Source organism: Microbulbifer maximicatervae (SeqCode), assembly GCF_052467815.1.
The window spans coordinates 2,466,653-2,488,014 of sequence record NZ_CP174326.1 but is presented as its reverse complement, the minus strand read 5'-3'; the positions used below and the strand labels follow the sequence as shown (position 1 = coordinate 2,488,014).

Here is a 21,362-nt window from a genome sequence, read left to right as displayed (position 1 = left end):
TCTATAAGCACAGGATAACCATGTCGAAAAAGAACGCCTTTTATGCGCAGTCCGGTGGCGTTACCGCCGTGATCAACGCATCCGCCTGCGGCGTAATTGAAGCTGCGCGTGAAAACCCGGACCAGATTGGCAATGTCTACGCAGGGCTAAACGGTATTCTCGGCGCGCTGCGCGAGGAGCTGATCGACGTGAGCCAAGAGAGCGCAGAGGATATTGCTGCACTGCGCCACACCCCCTCCGGTGCCTTTGGTTCCTGCCGCTATAAGCTGAAGAGCCTGGAAGAGAACCGCGCAGAATACGAGCGCCTGATCGAAGTCTTCAAAGCGCACAATATTGGCTACTTTTTTTACAACGGTGGTGGCGACTCAGCAGACACCTGCCTGAAAGTATCCCAGCTGTCCGAGACCATGGGTTATCCAATCCAGGCCATCCATATTCCCAAAACTGTAGATAACGACCTGCCCCTGACCGACAACTGCCCGGGCTTTGGCTCCGTTGCCAAATATGTTGCCGTTTCCACCAAGGAAGCGGCCATGGACGTGGCCTCCATGTGCGCTACTTCCACCAAGGTATTTATTCTCGAGGTGATGGGCCGTCACGCGGGCTGGATTGCCGCTGCCGGCGCTCTGGCCCAGGAACAGGAAGGCGATGCACCCCACATTATCCTGTTCCCGGAAATCGCTTTCGATAAAGAGAAGTTCCTCGCCAAGGTACAAAAGACCGTAGACGAGAAAGGCTACTGCGTTATCGTCGCCTCCGAAGGCGCCCAGTACGGCGACGGCACCTTCCTTGCCGATGCCGGCACCACCGACGCCTTTGGTCACAAGCAGCTGGGCGGTGTTGCACCGACCCTGGCCAACATGGTCAAAAGCGAACTCGGCCTGAAGTATCACTGGGCCCTGGCAGATTACCTCCAGCGCGCCGCCCGCCATATCGCTTCTGCTACTGACGTTGAGCAAGCCTACGCCGTAGGTCGCGCCGCAGTGGAAATGGCTGTAGCAGGCAAAAATGCCATTATGCCAGCCATTATTCGCGCAGAAAGTGAAGAGTACAGCTGGTCCATCGCAGAGGCGCCGCTGTCTGAAGTCGCCAACGTAGAAAAATTTATGCCGCGCGAATATATCAGCGAAGATGGCTTTGGAATTACTGAAGAGGGACGCAAGTACCTGCTGCCATTAATTCAAGGCGAGGATTACCCTCCCTACAAAAATGGCATTCCCCAGTACGCCACCCTGAAAAAGCAGCTGGTGGAAAAGAAGCTGGGTACCGATTTCGAAGCTTAATAGAAACGGTTGCCAGTCTCCCAAAAGCCTCCGAGTAAAATCGGGGGCTTTTTTCTGTAAACGCCTCTACGCAGACTCCACATCAGACCAAACCGCAAATTCATTGCCGCAAGGTTCCCTAAAATGGAAGCGCCTGCCACCGGGAAACGGGAAAATTGGCTTGGCTATTTCGGCTCCGCATCGCGTGACCTTCTCCAGGGTACCCTCCAGGTCGCGGCTGTATAACACCACTAATGCAGATCCATTTTCAGTAGTGCTCTGCAGCTCTGCCTTGAAAAAGCCACCGTCCAATCCCGCATTTGAAAAAGCGGTGTACTCCGGACCGTAATCGGTAAAAGTCCAATTAAAAGCCTCGGTAAAGAATGCTTTTGTCTTACCCAAATCCCTGGAGGGCAACTCAATATAATTAATTTTCTCGCACTCTCTCATAAGCTCACCATTTTCCTTATTTTTCAATTTTCAGGCTGTAGGTCGCACCGGAGTATTCACCACCTGAAAACTGCCATTTGCCAGCGCTAGTGGCCGATCCTGATAGAGAATAATGGCGCGATCCATCATCTGTACAAAATCGAGCATCGCATAAAGCACCACACCTTTTCGCCCCTGATATATATCAGGCCGATAAATCAACGCCGCCATCCTATCGTCCATGGCTTCATAGGTATATGAAGCTTCCCCAACTAACTTTCCTGACGCCGTAACGTAACAATGTGTCGCGGTTTCATAGGTTACCGTGTGGGTAGAAAGGTCGGGGAAATCACCTTGTTTTGAATAGTGTGTGCCGGTCCATTCCAGGCTTAAACCTTCCAATGTCTTAAATGCCTGCAAACTATGTCTCCCCCAGTGGTTTAATAGCTTCGCTGATCACTAGTAACTGATTTACCTGAAGCAATAAAACACACGCTGACTGAAAACGACACTCCTTGCATTAAATATTTATCTATTTTGATACGTCTCCGATAGGCCCCAATGATATCTCGACACTCCAGAAAGACACATTAGGCACTTTACTTAAGTATTTTTCCAATTCAGGGATCGGGCACGCACAAACACTTTCCCCTCCAATAATCCATATAATAAAGATTTTAATGGCTCGCAATGGAGTCTTGCCGGGCTACCAATATGAAAACGAGGAAGTGAAACACTCGGGCATATGCCCAAGGAGGTAAAGATGAAAAAGACGTAATTAACGCGGGGAGGAAAGAAAACGGCCGAATATCTCTTGCCTTAATATCCGACCGTTCAATATGTGGAGTTAAGGAGCCTCTGAATAACTCCGTAATGCCTCTGCGGGTCTTGAAGGCTGCAGATGTTAGGCGTAGCTCGCCGCGAATGGCCGTAGCCCTTTGCAAGAGCTGCAACGCAGCAGCTGTGGCCTTCAAGGCCCGCCCTTCGGGGCTTGCAGAGCGATTCACACTCCGCGTTGCGACTTCTTGAAAGGTCTAGACATTCCTGCGAGGCCGCGCCTTGATTGTGAACCGCTCTGCATGCCAGAGGTATCATGGAGTTATTCAGAGGCTCCTTAATTATTTATTGTTGTTGATATCCATCTCAGTGCCAAAACGGCTTGCGAATCTCAATTTCACGGTAGGCTTTATCTTCATTACCCAGATCGTCTTTCACAGTCAGGGTAATTTCATAACTACCACCGGTGGCATAGCGGTGCAGTGCCATGGGACCGGAGCGGCTGGTGCCATCGCCAAAGTCCCACTTGTAGCTCAGGTTACCGTCGCCATCGTAATTACTGCGCTCTTCAACCCACACCCAGCGCAGGAAGGTGTGGACTTTAAAATCAGCCCGAAGATCAACAACTTCTTCAAGTGGTACAAGCTGCTCAACAGTGGAGATCGCTCCCCTATCGTCCTCAACCTGGAGGATTACTGAATAAGTGCCTGCTGCATCGTAGCTATGACTGGGGTTTTGCTCAGTACTGGTAGTGCCATCACCAAAATCCCAGGCCCAGCTAACGATAGTGCCATCGGTATCGATGCTGCTGTCGAAGTAGTTCACTTCGAAGCCTTCAACACCCCACTCAAACCCAGCAACCGGCTCCTGGTTATCTGCCCCCAGATCCAGTTCAACCACAAGCGGATCGTGATCTGAAGCGCGGAATGCATCAGTCGAGTAGAAACTCTCCACCTGCTCATCGGTTTTATTCTCGATGTTGTAATCCAGCACCCGAGGCTCGTCGGCATTGATATGCCAATCGGCCGCACCTGTTACCAAAGGAGCCAGTGATTCACTGGCGAGGGCGTGATCCAAGTAGCCGGACTCACCGCTGTAGACATAGGAGTAAGCTTCTCCTTCACCGAAAACCTCCAACAAATCAGCGTAACCAGCGTCCTTTAGAGTGCTAATTGGGTTTTCACGGGCGTAGCTATTGAGGTCACCGAGCACCAGAACACGATCGGTGCCGCTACCTGTCGGGTCAGAATCAATCCATGAAACCAGGGCATCTGCGGCTTCGGTGCGCAGCGAGTTCCAGCAGCCCTGTCCATCACCCAGATCATCGTTCAAACTGCCATCGTCAGGACAACTTCCCTTTGATTTAAAGTGATTGACCACCACGGCCAGCTCTTCACCACTTGATAGTTCGGCAAAAGCTTGTAGCAGTGGTTGGCGGTTACCGTCATCAAAGGGATAGCTATCAGTTGTCGCAGCAGCGCCTACAGGCATTACCCGATCGCTGCGATAAATCAGCCCCACAGAAATTTCATCGGTGCCCAGTTGAGTCAGGTCTGGATTAATAAATTGATAGATTTCACTGCCAGTAGCCGTGTTAAGGCCATTAATTAAATCCTGAATAGCACTTTCTGAACCGTAGCCATCGTTCTCAATTTCCATTAAGCCAACTACATCGGCATCCAGGTCTAAAATAGCGGAGATAATTTTATTTCTCTGGCGCAGGAATTCTTCTTCAGTATCAGCCCCACGGGAAGTAGGGAAACCGCCGCCATAACCATCGCCATTAAAATAATTCAGAACATTAAAGCTGGCGATCTTTAAACCGCCCTTACCCGGTAATTGTGGAGCGCTTTCACGCAGGTTGGCAGCAACAAATTCTGGCGCCTCCACGGGATGTACTCGGTAGGCGCTGTAGCTATACCCCATTACACCGCGCAGTCCCTCTACCGTGTCGCCATTGCGTAAGGTATTACTGGCACTGAGACCGGAGACCGGGTACGGCACCGCTTCCGGGTTCTGCACGCTGGAACCATCGTCCAACACAATCCTGTTCAGATCATTAGCGCTTTCCTGTGCTACAGCTGCAACCCCAGGCTCATTGTTGTGGGTGGGGATATAGAGGCGGCCATTTGCCAGGGTGACTTCACCATAGCGCCCCAGGTTATAGTGGTCATTCACCATCAGGGCTTGCGGGAACTCAACCAACATCCCCTCGTATTGCTCCTGCTCTTCGGCAGAACTAAACGGCAGTGTGACTTCCTCGGCAGTCACACTGAAGCCGCTACCACAAACCGTAACGCCATCAACCCCGTCTAATTCGGTAAAGTCATAGTATTCAGTAACCACACCACCGACGCGAACCAAGTCCCCGACTTGCACATCTACACCGAAGCCTTTGTCGTGTACAAACAGCCCCTCAGAGGTATTTATCTGGCCATCCTGGTCACTGTCTTCCTCTTGCAGGAAGAAGCCGGAAAGGCCAGTGCTGGTATCTTGGAAATCACCAACAACAACCGCTTCAATTTCGTGGCGCTCATTCTCCAGAGCGCTTTCAAACTCATCACCCTGAACCTGGCTGATTGACGTAGAAATATCTCCGCAATCGCCGAGAACAACATCGTCATCACCGCCGTCATCTCCGCCACCAGTGCCGTCTTCACTGTGCCAACCGAGGTTGGAAAAGTCGTCCTGGCCCAAGCTGGACCACTGCGCAGCAGGGTCAAAATCCGTGCTGCCATCAACACGACCTTCACTCACACTCCAGTTGCGAGTTAAGGTTTGGTTCTGGGTACCCAGACTGCTATCGCCCCATTGGCTACCGGGATCAACACCGATCTGGCCGATAACATCCACATATCCATTGGGGCCACTCAGGGCAACCGCATCATCCCCATTAAACAGGCCGCTGGTATAAATCTGATCGGCTACTGACAGGATTGAGGAGTCAGCACTGGCGTGGGCGAATACGTAAACATCGCCGTCTGCCAAGCTGCCACTTAGGGCGATGATTGAAGCCGCCGCAGAGGAGCCATTGAAGTAAAGTTCAATGCTGTAGCTACTGAGGTCAACCGCTGCACCCGTGCCATTGTAAATTTCAAGGGCCTTATTGTTACTACTGCCCTCGATATATTCAGAAATAATGAGGTCGCTGGCTTGGACCTCTTCAGCCAAAAATGGTAACCCCAGGGCTGCAAGGGCAGCCAAGCCAATCTCTTTCATAATGTTCTCTTCACTCGTACCTGACACAGATCACGCGGCGCAAAGATTGGCGGTTAATTCCTAAAGTTCGATGAATGAAATATGAAATTTAAATTTCAGCTCTTTGTTCAAAAATCCATTTCACACAGAACCCGCCAAACTCGCCACACAATGCAAAAAAAGCGCCAAAGAATTTGTACGGGGTGATGAATAGCGGCAAAGAAGCTTGAAAAGTTCGCCAAAAATTATATAGTCACTTATATAAGTGCTTATGGAGCAGCTTTTATGAAATACAGCCAACTGGGGACTCAGCTTCGTCACATTCTGGAATTACTGGATGGCGATGTAGCAGAGAGCTATAGGGCCTGTGGCCTGGAGAATTACAAACCCCGCTACACCCCGATAATGCGTGCACTTATCCACAAGAGAGATATCACCATTAGTGAGGTGGTAGCGAGCACCCACATTTCCCAGCCCGCAGTGAGTCAAACTGTAAAAGACATGATTAAACAAGGGCTGGTACAGACCTCTTCTGGAGAAGATGCTCGCCAGCGCAAAATACGCTTGACCCGCAAAGGCAGTGCGTTGATACCCAAGTTAAAACAGCAGTGGATAGCAACTCTGGAAGCTGAGCAGTCCCTCAATAGCGAATTACCGACAGAACTCTCAGAGCTGCTCAATCAAGCAATTCAAGCTTTAGAGAAACGTCCTTATTTAGAGCGGATACAAGAAAATCTATCAATAGAGGCTACATAAATATGAAACGCCAACTCAAGATGAGTTTAGCGGTATTAATCAGTTTTTTTTCCATGTCTCTCGCGGCAAGTTCCGGCGCAATGAGTTCCTGCCAGTTTGAGACAGGCCCGGTTATTAAAGCTGCTGCAGTAGCTATTCAGAAGCACTATATATTGGAGGAAAAAGGACAGGCGCTATCTACTCAACTCAATAGCCTGGCTGAATCCAAACACTTTAATCATCTTTGTAGTGACTACCAACAATTAGCCAGCGCACTTACCAAAGAAATTCGCACCCTTTCCGGTGATAAGCATTTCTATATAGAGCATATAGATAACCAAAAAGAAGCCCATAATTGGATTGAACAGTGGCAGGCTGAAGCGCCCAGCAATAACTACGGCGTTAAGAAAATTGAAATTCTTCCCGGTAACATTGGCTACCTTTCCCTCTCCTCCTTCCACACCTATAAAAATGCCCACCAAACCCTCGCTGCGGCTTTCACCCTGCTTCGCCACAGCGAGGGCCTAATACTCGATTTACGCAGTAATGGCGGCGGAGACGAAGAAACCGCCAATGCTGTTCTGCAGTCATTTATTGCCCCCCATTCTCCCTTTCCCTTTGTTATTGAAAGCCGCAAGGGGAGAGAAATACCGAAACGTATTTCACCTCAACCCTGGCCCAGCTATGGTAGTGACAGGCCAATGGTCATTCTGATTGATGGAAGATCCTTCTCTGCATCTGAGAGTACCGCCTTCTCACTACAACAGCTGGGCCGAGCCACGGTTATAGGTACTGCCAGCGCCGGTGGGGCACATATGATGGAGTCTCCCCAATCCCTCCCCTATGGCTTTGAAATCGGTATCCCAGATAAACGCCCAGTTTCTACGATTGTCGGCAGCCGCCCCAACTGGGAAGGACAGGGTGTGATCCCCGATATTGAAGCCGGCCAGCAGGAGATCATTCAAATCGCATTAAAAGTAGTGGCAGAGGCCCTATAAGGCTCCCTTTACTTTGCTAAATTGAGCACTAGCGAAACGGGCACACAGGCTTGACCCCGCTCCACACAGGCAGAGCCAAATCCTCTTTATTATCGGATGGCGCGCCAGTTCGGCTTTTGAAAGCCCCCTCCTCTATAGTCAGGCGCATCAAAGCTGTTCCCTTGCGCTCCTGTAGGCTGGGGAGGCGCACCTGATCCCAGCGCTCCGGCTCTATATCATCAATAATCGCTTTAAAAACCGCATCAAATTCCCGCTGCTCTTTGACCCTCTCACCTCGGCAAAACAATACCGCAGAGCGATAATTAGCACTGTGATGAAAGGCTGACTTGGCCAGTACCCACTCATCATAACGGGCAAATGAAATACAGACCTGCTCTCCTGCCTCCAATAGTTTTTGTAGCCGACTCTTGTTAGCCAGGTGAAAATACAAAAACTCCCCCAGGCGCCAAACGGTTAAAGGAATAATGATGACTTCACCGTCTTCAATAAATCCGACATGGCCCAGTTTTAGCTCGTCGACAAGCTTATAAACATCCTCTCGCCGATAACTGGCACGCTTGGGAGCACGACGTACACGACTCTTCGCTGAGGTTGGCAATTCATCAGAGATTGGCGAATGTAAATTCATAAAACCTCCTTTAATTCACTCTGGTATGAAATAGATATCGCCAATGTAGGATCTTACTGGTACGCTGATAAGCGCCAGTTTTAATTATTTTATGGTGCCAGTTTTGAGTGCCGCCGAACTTACAGACCTAACTCTCGAATCAGGCCAGCCGCTACAGGAACAATTGTATCGGCAATTGGTAGATTGGATCTGCAACGGCCGGCTGGCTGCTGGTACCAAGCTCCCCTCCTCGCGCCGGTTGGCAGAATTCCTCTCTATCAGCCGCAATACAGTGACATTAGTTCTGGACCAGCTGAAAGCGGAGGGCTTCCTTACCAGCCATCCTGGGAAAGGCGTATTTGTATCTCCCGAATTGCCGGCCTACACAAAGAAAACACATAGGCAAGGTTGGCAAGCACAGAGGAATAGGTACCTGCCATCACTTTCTCACTATGGTGATTTTGCACAGACATTATCTTGGGGTGAGAAAAGTGAAGATCAATCTCTCCCCTTCACCCCCGGCCTACCGGATCTAAGCGCATTTCCATTCACTATTTGGAACAAATTATACCGCCGCCACCAATCCAGGTTAGCTCTCACAGGTTACGGGCAAAGCCAAGGTTATTTACCTTTGCGTATGGCACTTACGGAATACTTGCGCAACTCCCGGGGAGTTCGCTGTAATGCTGAACAAATTATTATTACCAATGGAGCTCAGGAGGCCCTGAATTTATGTGCACTAGTCGCGATTAACCAGGGAGACAAGGTTTATATAGAAAATCCGGGATATCGCCGTGCTCGAGCAGCTTTCCAATCTGTTGGAGCAAAGCTCGTACCAGCGAACCTGAAAGATAAGCACTTGGATGTGGATAAGCTGGTCAGTAGTGCAACCGAAGCCAAGTTACTTTTTACCACACCAACACATCAGTACCCAATGGGTGGTGTTATGCCTGCTGGTGAACGAATCAAATTATTGGATTGGGCGACACAGGCAAGCTGCTGGATAATTGAAGATGATTACGACAGTGAATTTTCATTCCAACACAAACCCATCGCAGCACTCCAGGGGATGGGAGAAAATACACCTGTACTCTACATGGGGAGCTTTAGTAAGACCTTGCTACCCAGCCTACGATTGGGCTATTTAGTGGTGCCTAAATCTACAGTAGCGGCATTTACCCAAGCAAAAGAAATGTTATCTGGCCACTCCCCCTTAGTCACACAAGCTGTCGTGGCAGACTTTCTCGATGAGGGGCATTTTGTGCGACATCTTCGCAAAATGCGCGCTAGTTATATGAAGAAATGGGAACATCTCTGTCAGCTTATTCGGGAAGAAATACCACCTCCAGCCGGACTAATTGCCAATAGCGCTGGTATGCACTTGGTTATATCCACGCCGGGACACGACGACATCACCCTTTCAAAGAAACTACGTGAATACGGATTTGGCAGCACACCACTATCGCTCTTCTATTCCAATAAAAATGAAGATTCAGGGTTGGTGCTCGGATTTGCCAATACAACTTTCGAACAGAGGACAGATTGCGTAAAGATTCTCGCAAAAATCCTGAAAAAGTAGCCATTGCACACCCAAACGAAACTTATTTTTATAATGCAGGTTTCTTCATTCTTCGCACCAGCATTAAGCACCTCCACCTAAAATAAAAAAGTAAATATTTTAATAGAATAAAAACAGTCTATTATCACCAAAATATCAAATAAAACCCAATAAATTAGGAAGAATTTCCTATGGCTCTTTCTCAAACCTAGGTCACAATCTCCATGGCTTTGGGTGTTCACTCTCTTTTTTAATTACTCAGATAATTAGGGAAATTTGATATGAAAAATAGAAATATGAATTCTATAAAAGCATCATTGCTCGCTGTATCCGGTATTGCAGCACTATCGCTCTCCGCCGTCGCTTCAGCTGTCAGCTGTGGAGATACCATTACAACAGCAGAAGTACTCACCGGCGATATTCTTGGCTGCGCAAGCCATCCTGCACTCGTGATAGATGCTGGCGGATCACTCGATATGGCGGGTTACCACCTCAGTTGCGATGGCAGCGGAATTGGCATTCAATTGAAAGACAGTGATAGAGTCCTTGAGGATACTGTTGGTGGAAGCACTATCACAAACTGTAACAATGGCGTATCAGCCGAAGGTGATGGCAGCCATCAAATCTTTGATATCACTGCTTCATCAAACTCTATTGCAGGAATCGCACTTTGGAGTTCAGGTAATACAGTTGAAGCCACCGATGCTAGCGGCAATGGGGGAATGGGTATACGCGTTATGGGTGACGGTAATCGTGTGAGATACTCTTATGCATCAAGTAACGGTCTCCAAGGAATAAAGATCGTTGGTGACAATACTCTCATCAGATTCAATGAGACGATTCTCAATACATCGAGTGGGATTGTAATTGATAGTGGGGATGGCGGCATTGTTGCCAATAATCTATCAGATAATAACGGCGTTAACGGCATTATGATGTTGGGATTGGGTCAAGTCGGATACTTGATCATTGGCAATACCGCAGAAAATAATGCCGGTGCAGATCTTGCTGACCACAACCACCCTGCTTGCACTGGCAATGTATGGATTAGAAATACTTTTGGAAGTGCTAACGATGCCTGTATTAATTAAATAATATAGCGACTTTAGTGGCGAGCCGATTAGTTTTAAATATCGGCTCGCTCTCACCTAAAATAAAATCCTTCCACTCGCGAGCCATTAACTACCAACAGATGTTTTCTAGAATAAAATTGTTACTTATAACAGCAATTAATAGTGATCCTTATAGCTAGTAGCGACTTCCCCTGAGAATAAGGTATAGAAATCAAAGAATGATAAAGCTCAGTAAATACAGAGGCTGCTTTAAAGGAATAGCCATCGGCGATTCATTTGGCGCCCCATACGAGGGTGGCGTTCTAGAAAGACAACTCTGGAAAATTATTGGGAAAACCGAACAGGGCAAAAAGCGCTACACCGATGACACGCAAATGTCTATTGATATTGCGACCTCCTTTCTTGAACATAATTACCTTGATCAAGACCACATAGCCAAAAAATTTGCCCAAAGTTATCGCTGGAGCAGAGGATATGGTCCCAGTGCAGCGAAACTATTAAAAGGCGTCAGGGACGGTAAACGCTGGCAAGATTTAAACCGAAAAAAATTTAAGCACGGTTCTATCGGCAATGGGGCCGCCATGAGGGCACCTATTATTGCCCTCTGCCATTCCCAAAATGACTACCGCCTCAAGCAATATGTACAATCGGTGTCTGAAATCACCCACGCCCATCCAGTTGCTGTCGAGGGAGCATACTTGATCGCTATAACCATCTGTGAATCCCTGCAAGACCATTCAAACAGAGAGATATTGAACAAACTTGAAGTAAGTTGTAAGTCCGAAATATATCGCTACAAACTGGAAAAGTGTGCGACTCTACTGTTTAACCAGAAGATTCCACATCCGCAGCAAATCAAGCAATGGCTAGGTAATGGTATTACCGCGCCAGAGTCCTGTATCACTGCCATTTATTTTGGACTTAAGTATCGAAACTCTCCTTTAACGTCTGTATTAGCTAATATTTTTTCCTTAAGTGGTGACACAGATACCTTGGGTGCCATGGCTGCTAGCATCTGGGGAGCATTAAATGGAGAAGACCGAATGGAAAGCATGGCCGACAAGGTCGAAAACATCGATTTTATTACCGAGCTTTCTGAGAAACTCTATTTCACCCAATATCAGCATGAACAAGCCTTACAACCCGCATAGCCTACTAAAAAGGGAAAAGGGAAGAATACACCGCGCTTGGACCCTATGAGGCATGGATGCCGATTAGAAGCTTACAGGGATGTATTCGCGGTGAGTCTCGAGTGCGGTGTATTCTTTCCTTTCACCCCAGTAGTAAGCCTTAAAAAAGTAGAGCGGATCGTAAAATAACCAAAATGTTAATTTAAAAATCTCTGACAGCTTAACCAGAGCACCATGAGGCTATTAAGAAGTGCTTTATTAGGACTGGATACTTCTCACCCTGGCCAAAAGCTTTTCGATACTATCAACAGTAGTGCGCGCCCCAATAGCGCCAACAAAGAAGAAATGGTTACCTGTAACGGTCTGTGAAAAATAAGCGGAAGACGAGCGGATTATAAGCTGTACTAGCTCCCACCTTTCCCTTGGAATCTGCTCTGGAGATGCACCTCCTAAAAGTTTACTGGCAAGAACTCGATTGCGAATAAATGCCCAATCATCAATATTGCACAGCACATTTTCCAAATCCCCCATTGAATCACTCTGAATAACAACGGGAATTGGATAGTCCAAGAAGTCAAAGGTGTTTGCCGTTTTCAATGCCCTGGAAAGATCTTCCTTAAACCCTTGCCCATCATACATTAATCCAGTGCCAATAAGCGCGATGGGAATTGCTCCAAGGAACGCCTCCAGATAGATATCTTTGGGGATAATTGTGTGTTGGTTTAAGGTGTTCTGCTCATCAAGCGCGGCCAAAAAGGCAGGATATATGCCCTTTCGACTGGCCATCCCATCAACTGTCATTTCGATGGCCTTGGCATTAGCTTCGGGAAGAAAGCCCGGCAACGCGGGTTCTGCGGCCATAGCCACAAAGCATTCAATCGAAAAATTCAAGGCTTTCGCCGCCCGCGCTAGAGCCCCAGCGATTTTCCCTCCCATACTCCAGCCGCACACCACTACCGAATTTGGAAGGTTATATTCAGACAAAATCTTGGCAATAATTTCTGCAGCCTGACCTCCCCAATCTTGAATTGTAAACTCCGGGTGAGTACTGCAAAAAACCGCATTTTCCATAGGGTAAGAAATAGCAAGGAAGGGAAAACCCGCTCGATTGACCCAGTGACTTATAAAATCATCTGGGCGGCCACCGGGATAGCCGTAGAAAATACGCGCTAGATGCGCTGTGCCTGGAATAAATACCATTAGCGGATTGGTACTAACCGCCGGAATATAACGGTAAAGCACTGGAAAACCATTGATTGTTTCCAGGACTTCCCCGTCAAACAAAGTGGGACTCGGTGCCATATTCACCCTGCGAAGAGGCAATCCGTTAACTTGGCGCTTTCCCCCAGACCTCCTCTAAGCGCTTATCACGCCCACAGCGGTAGCGATAATACTTGTAACGCAGGGGATTACGTTGGTAATAGTCCTGATGGTAGGCCTCTGCGGGATAAAAGGTTGCAGCGGGTTTTATTTGTGTCACCACCTTTTTACCCAACTCCGCTTCTACCTTTTTCTTGCTTTCCTCTGCTAACACCTTTTCTTCTTGATTGTCGTAAAAAATCTCGGCTCGGTACTGGTCACCTCGATCGCAAAATTGACCACCGGAATCAAAAGGGTCAACGTTGTGCCAAAAAATATTCAGTAAGTCGGAATAGCTGACTTTATTCGCATCGTACTTTACCTGAACAACTTCCGCATGCCCCGTACCACCGGAAGACACCTGTTCATAGGTCGGGTTTTTGACATGGCCACCGCTGTACCCTGAGGTGGTTTCCAGGACGCCATCGACCTTGTCGAATGGCGGCTCCATGCACCAGAAACACCCTCCTGCAAAAATAGCCGTGCGAATATTCGATGAATCCTGAGCCAGGGAAATACTGGCCAATGAGAGGAACAAGAGAGCAATAATACTGCGCATCATTCAGTCCTTTACCGATTGTCGATGGAACACATTCTCTTCTGTCGTCTATTCGCAGGAATTTATTACAGAGTGACGGTACCCTCACAGGCGCGCAAGAAAATATCCCGATACTCTATCCCATTAAAACGCATCGGGTTAGTACTAGCGGAAGGCTCTACCGATGCCATTTTCCCAACTCTGTCGGCATCAGTGTCATCAATTCCAATCTCCGACAGGCTGTGGGGAATCCCCAGCTGCTTGCGCAATCCGAGCAACCAGTTGAGTACCGCATCAAATCCGCTATCAAACATTTCATTACCGGCCAGTTGTAGATAAAGTGCCAGATGCCCCATAGGCACCTGGATGGCTGGACGGTTGGCGATCAGGACGTAGGGCATCAATATCGCATTTAACAAACCGTGGTGCTTGTCATACAGGGCTCCCAGTGGATGTGCCAGGGCGTGGATAGCGCCTAAGCCCCGCTGGAAAGCTGTAGCCCCCATACAGGACGCTACCAACATTTGCTGGCGCGCCTCGAGTTCTGCGCCTATAGCATAAGCTCGAGGCAAATACTCCTTGATCAGGCGCATCCCCTCCAGAGCAATTCCCTCGGCCATAGGATGGTATTGAGGGGAGTAAAAAGACTCCAGATTGTGTGACAGCGCATCCATTCCCGTCGCTGCGGTGAGGTCTGGCGGCAACCCCATAGTCAATTGAGCATCGAGAATAACGATGTCCGGCATCATGCGCGGATGGAAAATCAGCCTCTTAACCTGTGCTTTCTCATCGGTAATTACCGCAACCCGGCCAACTTCAGAACCTGTGCCAGCCGTCGTGGGAATGGCAATCAGCGGTAAAATACCCTCTGGGTCCACACGCCTGTAGTTGTCGCCTATATCCTCAAAATCCCAAATACTGTGCTGCTGTCCCGCCATAAGGGCAATGGCTTTGCCCGCATCCAGGGCCGAGCCCCCGCCCAAGGCAATGACCCCATCGCACTTCTGCTCACGCAGCTTGGCCACCCCATCGGCGATATTTATCTCATTGGGATTACCTTTGATTTTGGAAAAAACGCTAACTTCCAGACCCACCTGTTGGCATGGGTTAACCGCACTATCGATCAGTGGCAATGCGGCGACTGTAGGATCAGTAACTAACAGAGGCTTGTGAATATTCAGCTCCAGGCAAGCTTCAGCCAATTCAGTAATGCGACCGGGACCAACCCAAACGGTCGTGGGATAATTCCAATTGACATGGTATTTATCCACAATTTCCTCTCTGACGTTCTGTCACTTTTGCATATTCAAAATAGGCTGTGACCTTTCGGAAAACAGGCAGACAATTTCACTTTCTGCATCCGGCAACCGTTCCCGCTAACCATCATGTTTAAAATGAAATGACTTGGGGCGGGTTAAATTCTCAAATCCAATTTTAGAAAGCGTACATCCACGACCAGATTGCTTAACACCCGTCCAGGCCAATTCCGGATCCAGGTAATCACAACGATTTAAAAAAACAGTGCCGGCCTCTAAATACCCTCCCATCTCCATTGCTACATCTTCATCGCGGGTAAAAATAGCCGCAGTAAGACCAAATGGGCTGTTATTCATAAATTCTAGAGCTTCGCCATCATCATGCACTTTCTGCACCCCCAGCACCGGCCCAAAAGTCTCCTCGCGCATCACTCGCATATGGTGTCGCACCCGGGTTAACAGTTGCGGTGCCATATATTGGGTGCCCCGCTTGTCCATTGGGAATTCACTCACATCCAAGTGGACCTTCGCGCCCTCCGCTATCGCTTCATCCACCTGCGCGCGAACCCGATCGGCAGCTTCCGCACGCACCAAAGGCCCCAAAGTGGTCTCCACTTGATCCGGGCGCCCCAGTCGATAGTCGCGCAGTAAGTCGACCGTTTGGGAAATAAACTCAGAAAAAATATCTTCATGCACATAGGCCCGCTCAATACCGCAACAGGACTGCCCGGAATTAAAATAGGCGCCGTCGACTACCGCTGCCACAGCCTGGTTAATATCGGCGTCGGCGCGAACATAGGCTGGATCTTTTCCCCCCAGTTCAAGTCCCACTTGAATAAATCGACCGGCAACTGTGCGTTCTAGATTCGCGCCAGCGCCAACCGAGCCGGTGAAGGCAACATGCTGGATTTCCCCTGCACAAGCTAATCGCTGGGTATAAGCATGATTTAAATGAAGAAACTGAAAAACACCGTAGGGCAGTCCCGCCTCGCGAAAAATCTCCACCATTCGCTCAGCACACAGCGGCGTCTGTGCCGAGTGTTTTAAAATAACTGCATTGCCCGATAGCAGTGCCGGTACCACTGCATTAACCGCCGTTAGGTAAGGGTAATTCCACGGGGCAATTACCAGGGAGACCCCTAAGGGCTCGCGGCGCATAAACCGGGTAAAACCCGGCTTCTCGGGTAATTGAATGTCAGCAAGGGCTTCAGTAGCAAGCTGTGCCATGGTTTGCGCACGATCCATAAACCCGCTAATTTCCCCTCCTGCATAACGGATTGGGCGCCCCATCATCCAACACAGCTCCCGCCCCAAACGCTCTTTCTTAACGGCAAATATTTCCACAGCCCGCTCGATAATAGCGATGCGCTCATTGAGGGGAGTTCGCCTCCATGCTTTTTGTGCTTTACTGGCCCTATCCAGCACTACACGGATTTCCACCTCTCCCGCCAGAGCGCGCTCTACATAAACACTGTTATCAATAGGAGAAATACACTGAAGGTGGTGCATGATTTTTGTAGTCTTCATCGGCGTCGATACTCCCAATTAAATAATTTCGAAGTACCGCTCCAACTCCCAGTCACTCACATGGCGGCGATATTCCCGCTCCTCCCACTCGCGACTGGCAGAAAAGTGTTCAACAAAGTCGCTGCCAAATAGTTCCTGTGCTGCTTCTGACGCCTTAAATTGCTGAGTGGATTCCCACAGTGTGCCCGGCAGAACCTGCTCGCCTTCCAACTCCAGCGAATAAGCATTGCCGGTGACAGGCTCACCGGGATGCCATTGCTGCATAACACCGTAAAGACCCGAGCCCAAAGCTGCTGCCAGTGCTAAATAGGGATTGGCGTCGGCGGCCCCCAAGCGGTATTCGATGCGCTGGGAAGTATCGCCACCCGGGATAGCGCGCAGAGCCGTTGTGCGGTTTTCCACTCCCCAGCTGGCTCCTGTTGGCGCCCAATACCCTGGTACCAAGCGGCGATAACTGTTGACAGTCGGCGCCATCAGGGCAAGGAATTGCGGCATCAACCTTTGCTGCCCAGCAATAAACTGACGCATTACCTGGCTGATACCGTCTGGCTGGCCCGAATCGAAAAAAGCCGAATCACCGCTGCCACTATTGCGCAGTGATAAATGAATATGCCCGCTTTGCCCCGGGTACTCACTGGACCAGCGGGACATGAAAGTGGCCATCAAGCCCATTCGCTGTGCCAATACTTTTATAAAGGTTTTAAACAAGGCAGCTTTGTCTCCAGCGGCCTCAACACCATCCACTGCAATAGCCGCCTCTAAAACTCCCGGACCTGTTTCTGTGTGTAAGCCCTCCAAGGGGAAGTCCATGCGCTCACTCAGTTCCAGGATTTCCCGGTACAGCTCACCGTGGACAGAATTTCGCAGTATGGAATAACCAAACACATCAGGGGTAAAAGGCTTGAGGTTGCGGAAACCCTTGCTCCGCACTGACTCGGGCGTTTCATCAAACAGGAAAAATTCGTACTCCAGGGCGGCATAGGGATCAAATCCCAGTGAGCGGCAGCGCTCAATTACCCTGCGCAGAACTGCGCGGGGACACAACGCCTGGGCGCGACCGTCAAACTCGGCGAGAAATAGCAGCATGTCATCTTCAAAAGGTACATCCCGGCAACTTTCTGGAAGAATGCGGACCGGAGCGTCTGGATATCCGGTGTGCCAACCGGTATAGCGGGTATTGTCGTAGAGCTGATCCTTAACATCCCAGCCCAGGACCACATCGCAAAACGAGAAGCCCTTTTCCAGGGATGAGAGGAACTTGGCGCGGCTCATATATTTGCCACGCATTACACCATCGGTATCGAATAAGCCCACTTTGACATGACTGAGGCCTCGTTCTTCGACAATTGCGCGGGCCTCCTGAGCGGTTTTTACCTCCCGTGCCTTTACCATGACTGGTCCTGCCCCGTTGTTGTTATCTCCGAGTTACAGGATAGACCCGCCAGACGAGCTTCGACGCCATAAACCCGGCGCAGGCGTGACTTTCAGCCGAGCCCCTCAGCATATATAATCCGCGCTCCAGATTTTCAGTTATCTATTCATTCAGGACCAGCAATGAGCTTCGAAAAGATCCCGGCAGGTAAAGAACTGCCCAACGATATCAACGTAATCATCGAGATCCCTGCCAACCACGACCCGATCAAGTACGAAGTGGACAAGGACTCTGACGCAGTATTTGTGGATCGCTTCGTTGCCACTCCGATGTTCTACCCAGCAAACTACGGCTACGTGCCCCAGACTCTGTCTGAAGACGGTGACCCCCTGGACGTGCTGGTTGTAGCACCTTACCCGGTAATGGTTGGCTCTGTAGTCCGCTCCCGCGTTGTGGGCGTTCTGAACATGACCGACGAATCCGGTGTTGATGCCAAACTGCTGGCCGTACCGCACACCAAGCTGACCAAGCTGTACGATCACGTTGAAGAAATCAGCGACCTGCCCGAGCTGCTGATCAAGCAGATCGAGCACTACTTCGAAAACTACAAAGCCCTGGAAGCGGGCAAGTGGGTTAAAGTAGAAGGCTGGGCTGACGCCGAAGCTGCACGCAAAGAAGTTATGGCTTCCCGCGAGCGCTACCTGAAAGAAGAAGGCTAATCCCCTCTTCTTTCAGCAGACTCTGAGCAATAAAAAACCGGCCTAGTGCCGGTTTTTTACTGCCTGTTAGGAGAGACCCTGTCAGTTAACTTCCCAATTGGGAACAGAGACAGGAGATAGCTCCTCCCCTTTGCGCTCACTCTCATCCAGAAGCTGGCCTTCCGCTGCACGCAAACTGAGGTGCTCTACCTCAACGCTGACCGGTTCCACCGACTTGCGTTCGTGCTCCTTAACCAAGTTTCCCTCCATGGGCGCCAAGGTCCACTTCGGGCTAGCCGCAGCTTCCATCTTGGGCTTGGTTTGCTCAGCAACAGCTGCGCCGCTGCTTTCGTCCTTAATAGTGACCTGTGCGCCTATTTTGGCCAGGTTTGCACGAAACTTCTGTGCCTGGGGCAGAGATAACCCTTTCTTCAGTACCAGCGGGCGCCCACTGAATAATTTCTCTATCGCCTGGGGATTGCTTTTAAACAGGCGCACCATACTGGCCTTTACATCACCGGCGGTAAAACCCGCCACCAAATCACCGCGAAAAACCAAACTGTAGGCAGATTGCGACATCAATAATATTTCCCTGAGTTACTCTTCCGAATCCAGAGTCTGGTCCATGGTATAAGCCGGAGCCCCTTCTACACGCCCTCCTACCTGGCGGGCGGGAACACCGGCGACGGTTGTATGGGCCGGCACATCGTGCAAGACCAGGCTACCGGCGGCAATTTTGACGTCCTCTCCCACCTTAACCGGACCCAATACTTTAGCACCGGCGCCAATCATCACTCCGGGGCCAATTTTCGGATGACGATCGCCGCTGCCGCTGCCACTGCCGCCCAATGTCACCGAGTGGAGAATCGAGACATTGTCCTCAACCGCACAGGTCTCCCCCACCACTAATCCAGTGGCGTGATCGATCATAATCCCGCAGCCAAATCGCGCTGCTGGGTGGATATCCACCGAGAACTGTTCCGATACCTGGCTCTGGAAATAGAGCGCCAAGGTATGGCGGCCTTGATTCCACAACCAGTGCGCTATCCGGTGGGATTGCAGGGCGTGAAAACCCTTAAAATACAGGAAAGGCGTCAGGTACTGGTCGCAAGCCGGGTCCCGGTCATACCAAGCGCAAATATCCTCGCTCATACAGTGGGAAATACTCGGATCATTAGCCAGAGCAGTGGCAATCACTTCCTGAAGTGCGGTTGCCGTGAGGGCATTGTGCTCCAACACCGAAGCCAGGTGATCCGCCATAGCATCACCCAGAGACTTGTGGCGCAAAATGGTATTGTGGAAATAACTTGCCAGGATAGGTTCGCCAGCAGCCGCCTCTGAGGCTTCAGCCCGCATCGCCTGCCAAATATCCCGCTGCCCTTGAACGGCCGCTTCCTCACCCATAATTCATCTCCCTTATATTTCCCAGGGCATTCACTGCGGCGCAGCTTGGCAGGATCACTAGCCCCTTTCAAGAGGAAGCCTCCATCGCAAAGTAGCTTTCTTGCCACCCGCCATTGAGGTGGTAATAAACTGTAACCAACCTATCTCAACAGACCGCTATAGTTGCCCATTAAATGGGGGGTAGCAGTGATCCGGAACCCAGATATAGCGCGTATAGATTTCCTGAAGGTGCTCGCAAACCGCAGTGCCCAGGGATAGTTCTGACTCTTGTAGCAACTCGGACAGGCGCTCCACGCTGAGAAGTTCCTGAAGCTCTCGGGCCCTGGGGGCATAGCTCAGGTGCCAGCGTTCCGGTGCGACTCCGCCGCGATCCTCTGCATAGGGCCGGAACAGCCCATAACTATTACCCGTGCTGATTTGGTTATCCAGCCAGCGGTGGAAGGCGCCAAAAACTCCGTCGTCCGCCACCTCCTGGGGAGTGAGCTGGACTGCATAGTCAGCGGGGACTGCCGCCGCATCGATAATATCGAAATCGGTACCCCAGTGGTGACGGGATGCTCCCGGCAATGCGGACCAGCGCAGAATGGCGAAGATCAGCCCCCGCTCGCTTAACTGTTCAATATCCAGGGGAGTACCGTGACTATCAAGAACCGGGCGGTGACCTTGTGCTTTGGCATTCCAAATCAACAGTTGTCGATCAAAAGCGCGAAAACCGGACACGATTTTAGGGGCAAACCCCTCTTCACGGGCATCCCGACTCAAGCGCTGAAAGGCGATCAGTGCTTCGGGATGTAAAAGCTGGTCAGAAGCTGGGTCAACAATGACATGCTCATCGCCGAGCCCAAATAACATACGCTTCAGCGGTGTCGATAACATTTGCATCTCATTATTAGGCGAACTCCAAAGGGCAGGCTAAATTATTCAACAGGCTATGCCTACTTTAACAGAGCGCAGACAATCGCCCTTAACTATGGCACCAAAGCAGGGGCACCAAAAGCAGGCGCGCCGCACAATAATCTGGCGGTAATGTTTGTTAGCCACCTGTTAATTTATGTTAAGTTCAAAGCCGCAGTCGAGGGGTTGGCTGCGACAACGGACGCTCAAACTGGTAGGGAAAACCGAATGCACCCGAGTCAATCAGAACTATTAAAACTAAAAAACCTGGGCCTGGCCTCGGTCAATATTCTCCACTCTATTGGCATTCGCTCCCACGATGACCTGCGCAGGGTTGGGCCTGTCGAGGCCTTTATCAGCATTCGCAATCGGGGGATTAACGCCTCCAAAGTAATGCTCTACGCTCTTCAGGGCGCGCTGATGGATGTGCACTGGAACGACCTGGAGCCGGAGCTGAAACAACACCTCACCAGCGAGGTCGACCGCCTCCTTGCCACCCAAAACTCTGACTAGCAATTCCCCTCAAACACCGCGGAAAGAGTCGCAG

At 50.1% G+C, this 21,362-nt stretch carries 20 protein-coding genes; 8 read left to right on the top strand and 12 right to left on the bottom strand.

Annotation, left to right across the window (positions count from 1 at the left end):
- The first annotated feature begins 20 nt into the window (after positions 1-20).
- Positions 21-1,283 (top strand): 6-phosphofructokinase, encoded by a 1,263-nt coding sequence (locus ACJJIW_RS10800; protein ID WP_444891901.1) that lies wholly within the window; start codon positions 21-23, stop codon positions 1,281-1,283.
- Between the two features lie 66 nt (positions 1,284-1,349).
- Here the strand turns inward: ACJJIW_RS10800 and ACJJIW_RS10795 are convergent, their stop codons facing one another.
- The 3 genes from ACJJIW_RS10795 to ACJJIW_RS10785 form a co-directional block, all read right to left on the bottom strand.
- Entirely contained in the window at positions 1,350-1,712 is a 363-nt protein-coding gene (locus ACJJIW_RS10795; protein ID WP_413663152.1) for a VOC family protein, read from the bottom strand.
- 30 nt (positions 1,713-1,742) lie between these two features.
- A complete protein-coding gene (locus tag ACJJIW_RS10790) occupies positions 1,743-2,111 on the bottom strand; it encodes a hypothetical protein (protein ID WP_413663153.1) in 369 nt (122 codons plus the stop codon).
- Positions 2,112-2,834: 723 nt separating this feature from the next.
- The gene (locus tag ACJJIW_RS10785) at positions 2,835-5,687 is read right to left on the bottom strand and encodes an ExeM/NucH family extracellular endonuclease (RefSeq protein WP_444891902.1); all 2,853 of its coding nucleotides are present in this window, start codon (positions 5,685-5,687) and stop codon (positions 2,835-2,837) included.
- A 264-nt stretch (positions 5,688-5,951) separates the two neighbouring features.
- On the opposite strand from ACJJIW_RS10785, the gene ACJJIW_RS10780 reads away from it, so the two are divergent.
- Together ACJJIW_RS10780 and ACJJIW_RS10775 are read left to right on the top strand one after the other, a co-directional pair.
- A complete protein-coding gene (locus ACJJIW_RS10780) occupies positions 5,952-6,422 on the top strand; it encodes a MarR family winged helix-turn-helix transcriptional regulator (protein WP_444911424.1) in 471 nt (156 codons plus the stop codon).
- 2 nt (positions 6,423-6,424) lie between these two features.
- Entirely contained in the window at positions 6,425-7,399 is a 975-nt protein-coding gene (locus ACJJIW_RS10775) for a S41 family peptidase (protein ID WP_444937318.1), read from the top strand.
- A gap of 28 nt (positions 7,400-7,427) precedes the next feature.
- On the opposite strand, the gene ACJJIW_RS10770 is transcribed toward ACJJIW_RS10775, so the two are convergent.
- Entirely contained in the window at positions 7,428-8,027 is a 600-nt protein-coding gene (locus tag ACJJIW_RS10770; RefSeq protein ID WP_444915645.1) for a pyridoxamine 5'-phosphate oxidase family protein, read from the bottom strand.
- Positions 8,028-8,130: 103 nt separating this feature from the next.
- On the opposite strand from ACJJIW_RS10770, the gene pdxR reads away from it, so the two are divergent.
- From pdxR to ACJJIW_RS10755, 3 genes are all read left to right on the top strand, one after another.
- On the top strand, positions 8,131-9,585 hold the full coding sequence (gene pdxR, locus ACJJIW_RS10765; RefSeq protein ID WP_444937317.1) for a MocR-like pyridoxine biosynthesis transcription factor PdxR: 1,455 nt from the start codon (positions 8,131-8,133) through the stop codon (positions 9,583-9,585).
- Between the two features lie 260 nt (positions 9,586-9,845).
- On the top strand, positions 9,846-10,655 hold the full coding sequence (locus ACJJIW_RS10760) for a right-handed parallel beta-helix repeat-containing protein (RefSeq protein ID WP_444891906.1): 810 nt from the start codon (positions 9,846-9,848) through the stop codon (positions 10,653-10,655).
- A gap of 200 nt (positions 10,656-10,855) precedes the next feature.
- Positions 10,856-11,788 (top strand): ADP-ribosylglycohydrolase family protein, encoded by a 933-nt coding sequence (locus ACJJIW_RS10755; RefSeq protein ID WP_444937316.1) that lies wholly within the window; start codon positions 10,856-10,858, stop codon positions 11,786-11,788.
- Between the two features lie 237 nt (positions 11,789-12,025).
- Here the strand turns inward: ACJJIW_RS10755 and ACJJIW_RS10750 are convergent, their stop codons facing one another.
- The 5 genes from ACJJIW_RS10750 to ACJJIW_RS10730 all read right to left on the bottom strand — a co-directional run bounded on the left by ACJJIW_RS10750 (position 12,026) and on the right by ACJJIW_RS10730 (position 17,839).
- Positions 12,026-13,069 (bottom strand): lipase family protein, encoded by a 1,044-nt coding sequence (locus ACJJIW_RS10750; RefSeq protein ID WP_444937315.1) that lies wholly within the window; start codon positions 13,067-13,069, stop codon positions 12,026-12,028.
- A 25-nt stretch (positions 13,070-13,094) separates the two neighbouring features.
- A complete protein-coding gene (gene msrA / locus ACJJIW_RS10745; protein WP_444911431.1) occupies positions 13,095-13,685 on the bottom strand; it encodes a peptide-methionine (S)-S-oxide reductase MsrA in 591 nt (196 codons plus the stop codon).
- A gap of 65 nt (positions 13,686-13,750) precedes the next feature.
- Positions 13,751-14,935 carry an iron-containing alcohol dehydrogenase gene (locus tag ACJJIW_RS10740; RefSeq protein WP_444891910.1) on the bottom strand — a complete coding sequence of 395 codons (1,185 nt, stop codon included), beginning with the start codon at positions 14,933-14,935 and terminating at the stop codon, positions 13,751-13,753.
- Positions 14,936-15,040: 105 nt separating this feature from the next.
- Positions 15,041-16,447, bottom strand: coding sequence for an aldehyde dehydrogenase family protein (locus ACJJIW_RS10735; RefSeq protein WP_444891911.1), 1,407 nt, complete (start codon positions 16,445-16,447; stop codon positions 15,041-15,043).
- An 18-nt stretch (positions 16,448-16,465) separates the two neighbouring features.
- Positions 16,466-17,839 (bottom strand): glutamine synthetase family protein, encoded by a 1,374-nt coding sequence (locus tag ACJJIW_RS10730; protein ID WP_444891912.1) that lies wholly within the window; start codon positions 17,837-17,839, stop codon positions 16,466-16,468.
- Between the two features lie 162 nt (positions 17,840-18,001).
- On the opposite strand from ACJJIW_RS10730, the gene ppa reads away from it, so the two are divergent.
- A complete protein-coding gene (gene ppa / locus ACJJIW_RS10725) occupies positions 18,002-18,538 on the top strand; it encodes an inorganic diphosphatase (RefSeq protein WP_444925791.1) in 537 nt (178 codons plus the stop codon).
- A gap of 81 nt (positions 18,539-18,619) precedes the next feature.
- On the opposite strand, the gene ACJJIW_RS10720 is transcribed toward ppa, so the two are convergent.
- The 3 genes from ACJJIW_RS10720 to ACJJIW_RS10710 form a co-directional block, all read right to left on the bottom strand.
- Positions 18,620-19,096 carry a hypothetical protein gene (locus tag ACJJIW_RS10720; RefSeq protein ID WP_282931442.1) on the bottom strand — a complete coding sequence of 159 codons (477 nt, stop codon included), beginning with the start codon at positions 19,094-19,096 and terminating at the stop codon, positions 18,620-18,622.
- A gap of 18 nt (positions 19,097-19,114) precedes the next feature.
- Positions 19,115-19,921: a serine O-acetyltransferase gene (gene cysE, locus ACJJIW_RS10715; protein ID WP_444937314.1), complete on the bottom strand. Its 807-nt coding sequence runs from the start codon at positions 19,919-19,921 to the stop codon at positions 19,115-19,117.
- A gap of 156 nt (positions 19,922-20,077) precedes the next feature.
- Entirely contained in the window at positions 20,078-20,797 is a 720-nt protein-coding gene (locus tag ACJJIW_RS10710) for a M15 family metallopeptidase (protein WP_444937313.1), read from the bottom strand.
- Positions 20,798-21,043: 246 nt separating this feature from the next.
- Here ACJJIW_RS10710 and ACJJIW_RS10705 point away from each other — a divergent pair, with 246 nt between their 5' ends.
- Positions 21,044-21,328 (top strand): TfoX/Sxy family protein, encoded by a 285-nt coding sequence (locus ACJJIW_RS10705; RefSeq protein ID WP_108735343.1) that lies wholly within the window; start codon positions 21,044-21,046, stop codon positions 21,326-21,328.
- Positions 21,329-21,362 lie beyond the last annotated feature (34 nt).